Source organism: Bacteroides sp. AM37-9 (assembly GCF_003603455.1).
GTDB classification, from domain to species: Bacteria; Bacteroidota; Bacteroidia; order Bacteroidales; family Bacteroidaceae; genus Bacteroides; species Bacteroides xylanisolvens.
This window is the reverse complement of sequence record NZ_QTNF01000012.1, coordinates 121347-136316: the sequence shown is the minus strand read 5'-3', so window position 1 is coordinate 136316 and position 14970 is coordinate 121347. Positions and strand designations below refer to the sequence as shown.

General features: G+C 40.3%; 15 protein-coding genes and 2 tRNA genes. 4 read left to right on the top strand and 13 right to left on the bottom strand.

What is annotated here, in order from left to right:
* Positions 1-75 precede the first annotated feature (75 nt).
* Entirely contained in the window at positions 76-483 is a 408-nt protein-coding gene (locus DW862_RS10860; protein ID WP_008025474.1) for a DUF2721 domain-containing protein, read from the top strand.
* Positions 484-516: 33 nt separating this feature from the next.
* On the opposite strand, the gene DW862_RS10855 is transcribed toward DW862_RS10860, so the two are convergent.
* The 10 genes from DW862_RS10855 to purU form a co-directional block, all read right to left on the bottom strand.
* Positions 517-2781: an ATP-binding protein gene (locus DW862_RS10855; RefSeq protein ID WP_120068105.1), complete on the bottom strand. Its 2265-nt coding sequence runs from the start codon at positions 2779-2781 to the stop codon at positions 517-519.
* 153 nt (positions 2782-2934) lie between these two features.
* Entirely contained in the window at positions 2935-3414 is a 480-nt protein-coding gene (locus tag DW862_RS10850) for a ferritin (protein ID WP_004304025.1), read from the bottom strand.
* A gap of 142 nt (positions 3415-3556) precedes the next feature.
* Positions 3557-4717: a diaminopimelate decarboxylase gene (lysA, locus tag DW862_RS10845; protein WP_008643429.1), complete on the bottom strand. Its 1161-nt coding sequence runs from the start codon at positions 4715-4717 to the stop codon at positions 3557-3559.
* Positions 4718-4795: 78 nt separating this feature from the next.
* Positions 4796-6115, bottom strand: a complete 1320-nt coding sequence (locus DW862_RS10840; protein ID WP_004313659.1) for an aspartate kinase — start codon at positions 6113-6115, stop codon at positions 4796-4798.
* Between the two features lie 13 nt (positions 6116-6128).
* Positions 6129-6857, bottom strand: coding sequence for a cell division ATP-binding protein FtsE (locus DW862_RS10835; protein ID WP_004313660.1), 729 nt, complete (start codon positions 6855-6857; stop codon positions 6129-6131).
* A 42-nt stretch (positions 6858-6899) separates the two neighbouring features.
* Entirely contained in the window at positions 6900-7511 is a 612-nt protein-coding gene (hisIE, locus tag DW862_RS10830; RefSeq protein ID WP_004313661.1) for a bifunctional phosphoribosyl-AMP cyclohydrolase/phosphoribosyl-ATP diphosphatase HisIE, read from the bottom strand.
* Positions 7512-7703: 192 nt separating this feature from the next.
* Positions 7704-8456, bottom strand: a complete 753-nt coding sequence (gene hisF, locus DW862_RS10825) for an imidazole glycerol phosphate synthase subunit HisF (RefSeq protein ID WP_008643433.1) — start codon at positions 8454-8456, stop codon at positions 7704-7706.
* Between the two features lie 124 nt (positions 8457-8580).
* Entirely contained in the window at positions 8581-9300 is a 720-nt protein-coding gene (gene hisA, locus DW862_RS10820; RefSeq protein ID WP_004313663.1) for a 1-(5-phosphoribosyl)-5-[(5-phosphoribosylamino)methylideneamino]imidazole-4-carboxamide isomerase, read from the bottom strand.
* A 91-nt stretch (positions 9301-9391) separates the two neighbouring features.
* Positions 9392-9982: an imidazole glycerol phosphate synthase subunit HisH gene (hisH, locus tag DW862_RS10815; protein WP_008643438.1), complete on the bottom strand. Its 591-nt coding sequence runs from the start codon at positions 9980-9982 to the stop codon at positions 9392-9394.
* Positions 9982-10839, bottom strand: coding sequence for a formyltetrahydrofolate deformylase (gene purU, locus DW862_RS10810; RefSeq protein WP_008771204.1), 858 nt, complete (start codon positions 10837-10839; stop codon positions 9982-9984). Before purU ends, hisH begins: the two co-directional genes overlap by 1 nt.
* A gap of 438 nt (positions 10840-11277) precedes the next feature.
* Between purU and DW862_RS10805 the strand changes: the two genes are divergently transcribed.
* The 3 genes from DW862_RS10805 to DW862_RS10795 all read left to right on the top strand — a co-directional run bounded on the left by DW862_RS10805 (position 11278) and on the right by DW862_RS10795 (position 12836).
* Positions 11278-11351: transfer RNA gene (locus DW862_RS10805), tRNA-Asp, on the top strand.
* Positions 11352-11405: 54 nt separating this feature from the next.
* A tRNA-Asp gene (locus tag DW862_RS10800) sits at positions 11406-11479 on the top strand.
* A gap of 217 nt (positions 11480-11696) precedes the next feature.
* Complete coding sequence (locus tag DW862_RS10795) at positions 11697-12836, top strand: site-specific integrase (RefSeq protein ID WP_007846549.1); 1140 nt, start codon at positions 11697-11699, stop codon at positions 12834-12836.
* A 51-nt stretch (positions 12837-12887) separates the two neighbouring features.
* On the opposite strand, the gene DW862_RS10790 is transcribed toward DW862_RS10795, so the two are convergent.
* Genes DW862_RS10790 through DW862_RS26335 form a run of 3 tightly spaced genes read right to left on the bottom strand, consistent with a single transcriptional unit; the run spans position 12888 to position 14966 of the window.
* Entirely contained in the window at positions 12888-13706 is an 819-nt protein-coding gene (locus DW862_RS10790; protein ID WP_032581918.1) for a site-specific integrase, read from the bottom strand.
* Between the two features lie 2 nt (positions 13707-13708).
* Positions 13709-14404: a hypothetical protein gene (locus DW862_RS26340; RefSeq protein WP_224205400.1), complete on the bottom strand. Its 696-nt coding sequence runs from the start codon at positions 14402-14404 to the stop codon at positions 13709-13711.
* The gene (locus DW862_RS26335) at positions 14394-14966 is read right to left on the bottom strand and encodes a P-loop NTPase (RefSeq protein ID WP_224205399.1); all 573 of its coding nucleotides are present in this window, start codon (positions 14964-14966) and stop codon (positions 14394-14396) included. The genes DW862_RS26340 and DW862_RS26335 overlap by 11 nt, the downstream gene beginning before the upstream one ends.
* Positions 14967-14970: the final 4 nt, after the last annotated feature.

The window sequence follows — 14970 nt, the reverse complement described above, 5'->3', positions numbered from 1 at the left end:
CCGTGTAACCCGTGCCAAAAAATTCTCTTTTATAAAATGAATTTTGAACCGCTACTTGACTATAAAAAAAAGATTATGGAAGAATTGACTCTCACTACTCCTGCCCTACTTTTCTCGGCAGTTTCATTGATATTGCTGGCTTATACTAACCGTTTCTTATCGTATGCCCAACTTGTGCGCCAACTGCGTGACCGCTACATGGAAAACCCTTCGGATATCACTGAAGCACAAATCGAGAATCTACGGAAACGGTTAAACCTGACCCGTAGAATGCAAGGACTAGGTATTGCAAGCCTTTTTTTCTGTGTAGTCAGCATGTTCCTTATTTATATCGGGCTTCAATTATTCTCTGCTTATGTATTCGGATTGGCATTGATTCTGCTGATAGCTTCTTTAGGCGTATCTTTCCGCGAAATACAGATTTCCACCCGTTCACTGGAGATTTACCTGGGAACGATGGAGAAAGGGAAACACAAGAAATAAGATTGTTCGTATTCCCGTTAAAGTCTATCATTATCAAGATACCACCCGGCAAGGAAGAATAACCGTAAAACGGCTTCCCTTGCCTACTTCGGACTTGAGTTCGATCTTTCCACCCAGCTTCTCTATAATCACCTGACAAATAGAAAGTCCCAATCCTGCTCCCTGCGAAAATTCGTTTTGTTTGTAGAAACGGCTGAAAATCATCCGTTGTTCTTCTCGTGGAATCCCTCTTCCGGTATCTTCTACATAAATCTGCACTTTGCCTTCATCCGGCAGATAACTATATCCTAATTTGATATATCCGGTTTCCGTAAACTTACCGGCATTATTCAGAAAGTTTGTCAGGACTTGTATCAAACGCTCTCTGTCCACATTGATTTCCAAAGGTGTATCATCCACTTCTTTCAGGAATTCCAAATGTGGAGCAATCAGAACCTGATGTGTCATATAGATATCGTCAATCAACTCTCTCACCTTGCATCTCTTGAATGAGAAAGACATATATCCTGATTCGATACGGGAAAGTTCCAAGATATCATTAATCAGTTTGAGTAATAACTCGCTGTTCTTGTTAATAGTACTGATATACTCTTCGCGTTCTACGGAACTCAATCCATCTTCCAATGCCAGTATATTGGCAAAGCCAACGATTGAATTAAGCGGAGTACGTATCTCATGGCTCATATTTGCGAGGAATGATTGTTTCAATTCCGCCTTTTCAGCCAATAAGCGTGCTGCTTCCAATTCTTCTTCACGATCTTTTATATCCTGTATATTAAGCAACAAACCTGCAGTTTTATATTCGCCTCCGGGTAGCTGTTTGGTGGTATAACGGAATTCCCACCACTGATAGCCTTTGCCGTCGAAGTTACAAAGCTCCTGCACAATCTTTTTATGAGCACTTTTCAGATTTCGCCAGTTGAACTTCACTCCTTCCCAATGGTCGGGATGGATAAAGCTCATGAATTCCTTAAACGAAAGTTGTCTGGGATTTAACCCTTGCGACGCCCAGAATGCATCTTCAAAAACAAAACAACCGTTATCCAATCTCCAAGCATACGTCATTCCACCCTCAATGGCTAATGACAATGTTTCTTTTTCATCAGCCAATGCTATAAGAGCCTGCTTTTTCCTCATCTGTTCCCGAAGGTATAGCCACCAAAGAGAAGCGAAAAGAATAATTAGTATAAGAATGAACGATGCGACTGAAATTCCCCACAACAAAGGGTATTTATCACTAAACGGAATATTGATAATACGATATTTAGCAGGAATACTTTCCTTACTCAAACCTATTTGCGTCATTGTATTCCAATCAACAACATATTCTTTCCGGCTTTCAACAATAGGCATGTCCGCCGGACTCGCACCGTGTAATATACGAACGGCTGCTTTCACCTCTTCTTCCACCTGAATAGGCAACGAAGTGATGTATCCACCCAGCAACTTCTCACCAAACCCGAAGGCTTCATTGATGGCTGTCAAGCTGGGACTACCACAGATGCTTCCAATATTAATGGTGGTGTAATCACGTTTCAGCTGAATATAACATTGATCTCGGTAGCTTCTGTTCAACACCCACATAAAGGTGGCATCCGAATGATTTCTGGCATTACGCAAAGGAATAGCCATGAAACGAGTATAACCTTCTTCCTGCGTCAAACGTATCTGTTCTTCAGGAGAAAGTTCGGGGTTATCAATGAATCCGGTCACTTTATGACCTTTAAACTGTTCCTTTGCATCTCTTCTGATTTGTTTATCGATATAAGTGGTATCGAGCATGGTAAACAACCGGACGCGTTCACCGAAAAGTTCTTTTGCCACACTGACATTTTCATTAAAGGCGATCTTATCATGGAAACCCGTCACATTAGGATGGCGTTTCAGCAATCCCCAATTCGGGTAATTGACACCACCAAAAACCACAGGTACTTCTTTGCCCAACTGCACCCCACATTTCATCAATGAATAGGTAGCCTGGTCTTCATTCACCAGAATCACTTCCGGCCGCCAGTCTTTCGAAACGGAATCAACCAGAAAACGCATTCGTTCCAACTCCGGTTCTTCCCAATAGGACTCACAATCTAAATAAACGGTACGGATATCAGCATCTATTTTCTCTTTCTCAAATTGCTCCGCTATCATCCGGTTAAATTCCGGATAAGCCGCGTAAGTCTCCTCATAAGAGTGGATAACTAAAATACGCCGTTCCTCTTTTTGAGAACAACTGCTCACCCCCAAAAAGAGCAATAAAAATATAGGGAGCAATCTAAAAATTCCTCTGTTCACACCATTCATTTATAATAATCGGGATTAATTTCTCTCTGACTCTTAATACAAAGGTAGTTTATTTCCAGATACGAGCCAAATAAGTGAAAAAAAAGAAGCTACTTGAAGAAATTTCGAGTAGCTTCTTTCTATATAAAGAACTATTTTTTCAGAGTAGCATCATTAACGCTGTCCCAATTGTGAATCTACAAAGAAAATTCCAGTATCACCGGCTTTCTTGATTTTATCAACAATGCCTTGCGCTGTAGCTTCTTCTTCTACCTGTTCACGAACAAATCCCCACAAGAAATCCTGTGTTGCTTTATCCTTTTCAGCAGCTGCTACGTCTACCAGCTTGTCTACCAATTGAGAAACATGACATTCATGTTTGTAAACGTGTTCGAATACTTCAAGAGGTGTACCCCATCCGTTAGGAACAACATCTATTTTATCCACTTTAGCAGTTCCTCCACGTTTGATGATATAATCTGCCATTGCATAAGCATGTCCCATTTCTTCCTGGGATTGTTTTTTCATCCAATGAGCAAAACCACTGAAACCTTCTTTCTCAAAATAGAAAGACATTGCTAAATACAGGTTAGCAGACCACATTTCAGCAGTAATCTGTTCGTTAATTGCATTCTGTAATTTTTCTGAAATCATAATCGTATTTTTTTATTAAGTTGTTAATGTAGTTTCTTTTTGAACTCATTACAAAAATAACACGCTTTCAGTTAAAATTGTTCCATGCACCCTATATTTTTAAACTACATTCACATTTTGATTGTAGCAGTTCATTTTTTACTTACACCAATTCGTCGGAAGTATATCCTTTCGGTAGTTCACGACAGTTGTATCCGGAAGCCATTATTTCACCGTACGCACCGGCAGAACGAAGGGCGATCAAGTCACCACGCTTCACTTTGTTCAAGTCAATCGCTTTTCCGAAAACGTCTGACGATTCACAGATCGGCCCTACTACATCGTATGCTTCCAACGGTTCTTCGGAAGTTATATTTTCCATTTTATGGAATGCCTGATACAAAGCCGGACGGATCAGGTCGGTCATACCTGCATCAAGGATGGCAAATTTCTTCCGTGTTCCTTGTTTTACATAGAGGACTTTGGATATCAAAGAACCACACTGACCTACCACTGCACGTCCCAGTTCAAAATGCAGTGTTTGATAAGGACGCAATTTCAATTGTCCGGCATAGGTAGCAAAGTAATCCTTGAAATTCGGGACAGCCTGACGGTTGGGGTGTCCGTAATCAATACCCAAACCACCACCTACATTGATATGTTCTACCAAAATTCTTCGTGCTTCCAGTTTGTCCTGCAACTCATTGACACGATTGCAGAGGGCTACGAAATCACCCATATCCAGAATCTGCGAGCCAATGTGGAAGTGAAGACCGATAAACTTTACGTTTTTCATCTCTTGTGCTACGTCTATCACCTTGTCCATGTCCTGCATACTGATACCGAATTTGTTTTCTGCCAAACCGGTAGTTATATTGGCATGTGTATGTGCGCCGACATCGGGATTGATACGGAAAGCAACATTAGCAATCTTATTTTGAGCAGCAGCCAATTCATTGATTACTTCCAGTTCGGGGATAGACTCGACATTGAAACAGAAGATGCCATACTCCAGTCCGAGATTGATTTCCCAATCTGCTTTGCCGACTCCTGCGAAAACAACTTTATCGGCAGGGAATCCGGCACGGATAGCGGCACGGATTTCTCCGCCGCTCACACAATCGGCTCCCATTCCGCTCTCACGGATAATGGTAAGTACTTTCGGGTTGGCATTGGCTTTAACAGCGTAATGCACTGAATAATTAGGATATTTGGCAACCTCCTGGTTAATAGCCGACAATGTATCACGCAGCACTTTGGTATCGTAATAATAGAAAGGTGTCTGCAAAGTGCGGAATTTATCGATTGGAAATATTCCCTTCATAATTCGAAAAACTTGTTTAGTTGGTTAAAAAAGAGCGCTTTTATCAGTTCGGTAAAAGCGCTCGTGTTATTTGTGGATTTATTTGTCGTTGAAAAGCATATCGCTCAACGACTGTAAAGCTACTTTCTTATCGCACTCCCGAATGAGGAAGGAGATATTGTAGTTACTTCCTCCGAACGAGATCATTCGCACCGGTATATTCCGCATCGCATCAAGAGCTTTCGCTTCAAAACCGACATTTTCCCATTCAAGGTCACCTACAACGCAGATGATACACATCTCTTTATCAACGGTTACTGTTCCGTATTTCTTCAAGTCATCCAGAATCTCGTTAAGATGCTTCGTGTTATCGATTGTTACAGATACACCTACCTCTGAAGTACAGATCATGTCGATAGACGTCTGATAGCTTTCGAAGATTTCGAATACCTTACGCAGGAAACCGTGAGCCAATAACATACGGCTGGATTTGATCTTGATCGCAGTAATGTTTTCTTTTGCAGCTACTGCCTTGATTTTACCTTTTTCCGTGTCGTTGGAAATCAGTGTGCCCGGAGCTTCCGGATCCATTGTGTTCAACAGACGAACAGGGATATTGGCATATTTAGCGGGCTGAATACAGGTAGGGTGCAGGATTTTTGCACCGAAGTAAGCCAACTCGGCTGCTTCTTCGAAGTGAAGTTGACGAACCGGAGCGGTCTTGTCAACAATACGCGGGTCGTTATTGTGCATACCGTCGATATCTGTCCAAATCTGGATTTCGGAAGCGTTTACTGCGGCTCCGATCAGAGAAGCAGTGTAGTCACTACCACCACGTTGCAGATTGTCTATCTCACCGTAAGCATTGCGGCAGATGAAACCTTGCGTAATGTAGATTTCTGTATCCGGATAGAGATCGAGCTGTGCGCGCAATTTATCCTTAATATATACAGGATCCGGTTCTGCGTTCTTGTCAGTACGCATGAATTCCAAAGCCGGAAGCAACACGGACTTCACGCCACATTCCTGCAGGTAGAAGTTTACCATCGCCGTAGAAATAAGCTCTCCCTGTGCCAAAACCACTTTCTCTTCGAACAAAGTGAAAAGGTCTTTAGTATAGGAGCGGATGTAGTCGAAGTGGGATTTGACAACTTCAAGACCTTTCTGTTTATATTCCTGAGTTGCAAAAAGTTCATCAATGTGCTGTTTATATTTTGCTTCCAGCTTATTGATAATCTCGTTGGCACCCTCCGGATTCTTCTTATACAGATAGTCCGAAATTTCCACCAATGTGTTTGTTGTTCCTGACATAGCAGAAAGAACAACAATCTTCTGTTCACCATCGGTAATCAATTTGGCTACTTCCTTCATGCGCTGAGCAGAACCTACGGAAGTTCCTCCAAACTTTAAAACTTTCATTTTCGTTACTGTTTTAGTTATCTATATTTAAATCTATTTCTATTGTTCTCTGTCTGGGCATGTATTCGGCTGTCACATCTACAATCTGATGGTCGGCGCAACGATATACCCTGCCCGGATACTCTTTCAGCAATTGCAAATTGTGCGTTGTCATCACTACGGATGAGCCGGATTCACAGATATTGTGCAACAATTCTACAATGGCTTTACCGGTCTCTACGTCCAGATTTCCGGTCGGTTCATCCGCCAGAATAATAGCCGGAGAATTGAGTACGGCACGTGCAATCACAATACGCTGTTGCTCGCCACCGGAAAGCTCGTTCGGGAGCTTATAACCTTTGTTGGACATTCCCACCAGCTGAAGCACTTCTTCAATGCGATCTTGGATTTCCTGTTTGTTTTTCCAGCCTGTGGCACGAAGCACAAATTCCAGATTATTATATACAGTACGGTCTGTGAGCAACTGAAAATCCTGAAAGACAATGCCTAATTTCCGACGCAGTTGCGGGATATGCTTACGTTTGATAGAACGCATGTTATAACCCAACACTTCCGCTTCACCGTCAATTACGTCCAGTTCGCCATACAGAGTCTTGAGCAAACTCGTTTTTCCCGAGCCTACTTTTCCGATCAAATAGACGAACTCTCCTTTGTGCAGCTCCAGATTTACATCGCTTAATACACAGAGTTCCTGTTGATGGATTTCTACGTTCTTATATTGAATCAACGCCTCGTCATCCATACTGACTCCCGTTTTAATTTTTAATTATTAAATTTTAATTGTTTAATGCTTCTTCCATGTACTGCTGTGTCTTTCCTGCAATTCACGTGCAAGGTCTTCGAGACGATAGCCTTTTGAAGTAAGCAATACAATCATGTGATAAATAAGGTCGGCTCCTTCGTAGATCAAACGTTCGTCAGTACCGTTTGTTGCTTCGATTACTGTTTCTACAGCTTCTTCACCTACTTTTTGAGCTATTTTATTGATTCCCGACTCAAACAGACTGGTAGTATAAGAGCCTTCGGGCATTTCTTCATGACGTTTGTCAATGAAATCTTGCAATGCTTTCAGGAACATAACCGGTTCTTCGTTCTTCTCACCCCAACAAGTATCTGTACCAGTATGGCACACGGGACCTACCGGGTTTACCTGAATCAGTAGTGTATCATTGTCGCAATCGGCCTTTATAGATACCACATGAAGGAAGTTACCGCTTTCTTCGCCTTTTGTCCACAAACGATTCTTGGTACGGCTAAAGAATGTAACTTTTCCGGTTTCTACCGTTTTATCATAAGCTTCTTTATTCATGAAGCCCAGCATCAAGACTTTACGTGTCTCGTTGTCCTGTATGATAGCCGGAACGAGTCCGTTCATTTTATCGAAATCCAATTCCATTTTTATATAAGTTCTAATTACTATTCCAATTTACAATTATGATCTATTCGCCTATGGAGTTTTTTTTGCAAATATCTTATTCTATTTATCTAAATAGATTATTCATCAGCATGGAAACCCGGCCGGGGTGCCTCACCCCCTGATGGTAATTCCTTCGCCGCAGCCTAAAGGCTAATTTTTGCTACGCAGCAATTACCTAGTGGTAATTCCTTCGCCGCAAAGATACGATTTTAATTCGGGAATTTTAATTTCTCCGAAGTGAAAAACGCTGGCAGCCAATGCAGCATCTGCCTTTCCTTGTGAAAAGACATCGCGGAAATGCTCTTTACAGCCCGCACCTCCCGAAGCAATGATAGGAATGGAAAGCTGATCCGCCAAAGCGGCAAGTGCATCATTTGCATAACCGGCCTTTACACCATCGTGATTCATGCTTGTGAAGAGAATCTCTCCTGCTCCGCGTTCCTGGGCCTCTTTTGTCCACTCGAACAGGTCTTTATCTGTTTCGATACGTCCTCCATTCAAGTAACATTTCCAACCATTTTCGGCTTGTTTGGCATCTACTGCCAACACACAAACCTGCGAACCGAAATTCTTTGCAATCTCGTCAATCAATTGAGGATTACGGATAGCGGAAGAATTGATAGAGATCTTATCCGCCCCTGCATTCAACAGGCGGTCCACATCACTTAATTCGTTGATTCCGCCACCTACCGTAAATGGGATATTGATATTAGCAGCAATCCGTTTTACCAATTCCGTAAAAGTCTTACGTCCTTCATGACTTGCAGTAATATCCAGGAAAACAAGTTCATCTGCTCCTTGTTCACTGTAAGCGCGGCCTAACTCTACCGGATCACCGGCTTGGCGCAAATTGACAAAATTCGTTCCTTTCACGGTTTGTCCGTCTTTTATATCCAGACAAGGTACTATTCTTTTTGCTAACACAATCCTACTTTTATTTATTGTTCAACAATTTATAATCTATATCCCTGAAGTTTGATTCTTTGTTTCCTCTTATAATAAGGTAGCCATTTATAATATAAACAGCCATTTCATTCTGGTACGCTAATTATAAAAAGATTCTCAAATCTTTTAAGGTGATATGTCCTTCGTATAATGCCTTACCGAAAATAACTCCGGGAACACCAGCTTCATCCAAAGCAACAATATCATCCACCTTACTCACCCCGCCACTAGCCATCAGATAGAGGTCAGGGAATTTTGCCAGCATCTCCTTATATAAATCAATAGAAGGCCCACTCAACATTCCGTCACAGCTAATATCCGTACAGATTACTTTGCGTATACCTTTATCCATATAATTTTCAAGAAATGGAAAAAGCTCACAGGCACTTTCGTCTTTCCAACCGTTGACGGCTATCTTATGATCTTTTACATCTGCCCCCAAAATGATTTTTTCACTGCCATATATTTCCAGCCAATGACAGAACAATTCCGGGTCTTTCACCGCAATGCTTCCACCTGTAACCATCTGTGCTCCACTCTCAAAAGCAATTTTCAAATCTTCATCACTCTTTACTCCACCACCAAAATCGATAACGAGAGAAGTGTGCGCAGCAATCCGTTCCAACACCCGATAATTGACTACATGATGAGAAGCAGCACCGTCCAGATCTACTACATGAAGCCTGCGAACACCGTTCGCTTCAAACTCCTTGGCAACTTCCACCGGATTTTCGTTATATACTTTCTTACTGTCATAATCTCCCTGGGAAAGACGTACGCACTTTCCGTCAATAATATCAATGGCTGGAATAATTTCTATCATCTATTATTTATTTGCTAAAAGTTTATTATAAACGATGAACGAGTTTATTATAAATTATGATGGAGTTTATTATAAACGGCAACATAGTTTATTATAGATTCAAAAAGTTCGTCAGAATCTTTTCTCCCGTCTTACCGCTTTTCTCCGGATGGAACTGGGTGGCATAAAAGTTATCTTTATGCAATGCAGCACTAAACGGGTGAATATAATCTGTTGTAGCAGCAGTAAAGTCACAGGTAGGCACATAAAAGCTATGTACAAAATAGACAAACTCTTCTTCAGTGAATCCTTCAAACAATTTGCTATTCGTTTTTCCAATAGTATTCCATCCCATGTGCGGCACTTTATCCTCATGTTTCTGCGGAACAAAACGCTTCACGTCCACATCAAAGATATTCAAACAATCGACCTCTCCTTCTTCGGAATACCGGCACATCAACTGCATACCGAGACAAATTCCAAATACAGGCTGACGGAGATTTTTTATCAGTTCGTCCAGTCCCGTTGCTTTCAAGTGGTTCATGGTAGTTTCCGCCTCTCCCACTCCGGGGAAAATAACTTTATCTGCCGATTGGAGTTCTTCTTTATCAGCAGTAATCACCGCTTCCACACCCAACCGCTTCAAAGCATAATCCACAGAACGAATATTGCCGGCATTGTATTTTACAACTGCTACTTTCATCAGCTAAATATTACTGTTTTATTTTTATAAGCCAAAACTTTACGTTCGATGTGCTTCTGTACTGCACGTGAAAGAACGATTTTTTCCAAATCCTTTCCTTTATTTACAAGGTCTTCAATAGCGTCCTTATGAGTAATACGCACCACGTCCTGTTCAATAATCGGTCCGGCATCCAATTCAGTCGTTACATAGTGACTGGTTGCACCGATAATCTTCACACCTCTCTGGAATGCCGCATGATAAGGCTTCGCTCCTACAAACGCAGGAAGGAAAGAGTGATGTATATTAATAATCTTATTCGGATAAGCATTAATCATCTGCTCGGAAATTACCTGCATATAGCGCGCCAATACAATAAATGTAATATTATGCTTGGCAAGCAGTTCCATCTCCTTACGCTCCTGTTCTTCTTTCGTCTCCTTTGTAATAGGAAACAGATAGAAAGGAATTCCGAACCGCTCTGCTACATGCTGCAAATCCGGATGGTTACTTATAATAAGAGGTATTTCTACATTCCATTCTCCGGCTGTATATCGTGCCAATATATCGAAAAGACAGTGTGACAGCTTGGAAACGAAAATAGCCATACGTGGTTTTACATCAGAGAAATAAAGGCGAAAATCCATTTCATATTTTTGCCCGTAGAGAGTTCTGAAATAATCTTCAATTTTCTCCTGCGGAACCAGAAAGTCTTTCAGTTCCCATTCAATACGCATGAAGAATATGTTCTCTACATGATCTACATATTGATCCAGATAGATAATATTTCCTTTGTTTACCGTAATAAAGTCTGTCACTTCCGCAAGGATTCCCGGTTTGTCGGGACAGTGCAATAACAGTTTGGCTGTTGTCATCATTCTTTTTACTAATTAACGATTCTAGGCGGATAATTTTCCACCTTTCTTATTTTAGTCCGCAAAAATAACGATTTATTGCAAAATTACGAATTATTCAAGCAGAAAGTTGATATAAAAACGGTGATTTCTTACAGATAGAAAGATATTGGGAGTTATTTTCTATGAATAGAATGACAAACTTCAGGATAGTGACGCTATTGACTTCAGATAGTGACGCTATCCTATCGTGATGGCGTCACTATAACAACCGGATAGCGTCACTATCCGAAGAAAAAAAACAATATTTATTTCATTACAAAAGTACTCAAAATGAGACACTAAGCGTTTTTCTCGTTTTTTCTTGAAAAAAACTTTTCCCAAAACGCTTGCAGATTTATAAAAAACAACTACCTTTGCACCCGCAATCGAGAGAGATGCAGATTAACAAAATGAAATTCTGGTGCGTTAGTTCAGTTGGTTAGAATACATGCCTGTCACGCATGGGGTCACGGGTTCGAGTCCCGTACGCACCGCTTCTTCAATAGAGAGGCTGAAAGAAATAAAATGAGTTAGTCAAAATAAAATTTGGTGCGTTAGTTCAGTTGGTTAGAATACATGCCTGTCACGCATGGGGTCACGGGTTCGAGTCCCGTACGCACCGCGAAAGGGAGTAACATTAGTTACTCCCTTTTTTGTTGTGTATCAAGCAATTAAGGCGTTGGGAGTAGATGGAGAACATATAAAAATTGGGTGCATATTTACCGGAAACTTACCAGTATTTCCCGATTTTTACCGATATTTTCACCTATAATGATACCGCCTTTGATACCATTTTTTTATTGTAGCGATAATCAGTAGATACCAAAACTCAAAAGAATATGAAATATCCGACAATGAGATTCGTCTTTGACCGTAAAAAGGTTGCGACAAAGACACACAAGGGACTCGTTCAAATTGAAGTTTTGAGCGAAGGTAAGAGAAAATGGATCGGAACCGGCGTTAAAGTCTATTCCGACCAATGGAATGATCGAAAGAAGATAATCAATTCGGTTGAAATGATTCAATTGAACCAGTGTCTTGATGAACAACTCCGGATTATCCAAAATTGGATTAATGAACTTATCAGCAAAAAGGAAGTTTTTGATTTTGATAAGCTGGATAGATTTTTGAGATATACCAATAAATCGGAAAGTTTTGTTGACTTTGTAGAAAGAAGAATTGAAGAGCGTGGAGATATAACGGAAAGTACCAAAGCTTCCCATCGGACATTTGCGACCTCATTACGTGAATTTGACAGAATAATATATTTTTCTGATCTCACAAAAGCCAATATCACATTGTATGATGATTGGTTACATGCTAAGGGCTATTCACAGCCGACAATATATAACTATCATAAACGTAACAAACGTTATATCCACGAGGCCATAAAGTTTGATTTGCTAAAAAATGATCCGTATAAGGGGGAGCGTTTTTCCCGTGGCAAACATGCCATCAGGAAATATTTGACTGCCGAAGAATTGAAGAAAGTGAAAGATGCTCAAATAGACTCGGAAACGATCTGTAGAGTCCGTGACCTTTTTATTTTTCAGGCATATACTGGAATATCCTATGCTGATCTTGCTAAATTCAATTTCAAACGTGACGTACAAAAACGCGGCAATAAGTATGTTATATTGGATATTCGTTTAAAGACAGAAGAAAACTATTTTATCGTATTACTGTCTCCTGCAATGGAAATATTGAAAAAATATGATTATGTGCTTCCGATTATCAGTAATCAACAATACAATTTGCGGCTTAAAATAGTTGCTGATTATGCAGGGCTTGATAGAAATTTGACCGTTCACATGAGCAGGCACACATTTGCGACAATGTGCCTGAACAATGGGGTTAAAATGGAAAATGTGAGTAAAATGCTCGGTCATACAAATGTACGCACCACACAACAATATGCTAAAGTTCTGAATGCCGAAGTGGAAAAAGACTTTGAGATGCTGGAACGGATTTTGTCATAGTATAAGAGAGCCACGCTAAAATAGTTCTACCGATATTTAGCGTGGCTTGTTTCATTTAAAATACTCCATAACTTGTGCCGATTGTTCACGGAGACCACAGCAAAGATAATTTTGAGTCATTTCCACGCTTGCATGTCCCATCATTTGGCTTATTGAGTATAAATCGGCACCGCGTAAATACAAATTGGTTGCAAAACTCCGGCGTGCCGTGTGGCTTGAAACAAATTCCCATTTTTCACCTTCCACTTCCTTTCCGGCCTTGAATACTTTAACCGCCTCTGTGATTCCGGCTTTCCGGCAAATATTACGGATATTATTGTTGAATGTCGGATCAGTAACTTCTTCTTTTGGCAAATTTGTTAGTAGCTCTTTCACGATTGGCTTCAATGGCACTGTGGCATGAGTTTTAGTTTTTAGGCTGACATAAGAGATCATTCCACCCACTATATTACGGTTGTTCAACCGTGTATAGTCGCTATGACGGCAACCGGTAAAGGCTCCTATTAAAAATTGTGTGCGTACCAATTGTTCGTTGGCATTCTTGGGAACATAGGTGATAATTTGTTCAAGTTCTTCATCAGTAAGCCAAACATTAGTGCTTCTCACATTTTTTACTGAAAGGATTTTATTATAGTCTTTAGGTAGCTCAACCTCTTCATTATACAAGTTCAATACAGCTTTTAATTTGGCGGCATATTGGCGAACAGAGTTTGGTGCCAGCCGTTCTTCCATATAATCAACAAAAGCCTGCAATCGGACTTTTGAAAGATTCTCCCATGTTGCCGGGCAATCGTTCGCCTTACTATACATGTTGAGTATAATTTCATATTTGGGGTATTTTACCAAAAATGCTGTACGTAAATCTTTCATTTTTATTTCATTTCTTTATTCCAACTATCATAAATATCTTCCCAATTATCACCTAAGCCAACCCTTATGCCGAAAGCGTTGTAACATTGTTGTACCGTTTCTTTCGGTGGTAAATATCTCCCGTCACTTAACATTATATAGCCTTCGTTTATTTCTTGTTGTAGCAAGTTTATATCTACTGGCATAATTTCATCAGGGAACAGCACCACGTTTCCTTTACTCGTTTGATAACTGACTCTTGGTAGTTCAAAATGCCCTCTCTGCCCAGTCAATAAAGAACAGATTCCGATTTCTCCGGTAATGAGATGAACTTCCGTGTTTGGCGCATTTATAACCATAAAATAGGCGTTATCGTCATTTTGGAAATGATTTACTACTCTGCCAACCCTTTCTGTATCACATCTTCTCATTCTCTCGTCCCAAAGATGTCCCATATCATCATGGAATCGGATATAATCTCTTACTTTATCCCATGTTCTTACAGACAGAAATTTCATAGCAGGTAGAGTAAGAGTTTTTTCTACACCATTATCATATTTAAGTTCATGGGTAAAGTAATGTTTTCGTGAGCCGGTAATGTGTATATCCGTAACATCAAAGTTTTCATCATATCCGTTTTCGGTGGAATATTCTTCAAGAACAACAATATCACTCTGTACGATTTCATCAACTATCTTTTGAAACTCATTATAGGGCATTGGTTAGCAGGTTTTCGGTATTCATGTTGTCCTGCATGGGTATTTGTGCAACAAGTCTTATTGGGTATTCATTATGTTCTGTACCGTAGCACATATTCTCCACAATACCACAATTAACCTTCCCACATCTTTCATGAAAGAAGTCCATTGTACGCAATACATCTTGGTTGCTTAATTTCGTGGGTTGGGTGACAAACAGCACATAACTTACTTTTACCCTACTAAGAAGTTCTATATGCACGTTTGTAACACTTGGAGGCGTGTCAATAAGAACATAATCCGGGTTGATAGAGTGTATTTTCTTTTTAGCCAGTTCAAGATATTGCCTTACCATTGATTTTTCCAAGTAAATAAACTTGGAAAACATATTTCCAGAAGAGTGTACCCAAATCATTTCATGCGGATGATCGCCTTCAAATTCGGTGTTCATTGACGGGGTGTTTATATCTGCATCAATGATAAACACCTTATTCCCTTGTTTTGCAAGTAATCTTGCTATATTTGCGGTTGTTGTGGTTTTGCCTACGCCGCCTTTGCCTGAATATATTATAATAGCTTTCATATCA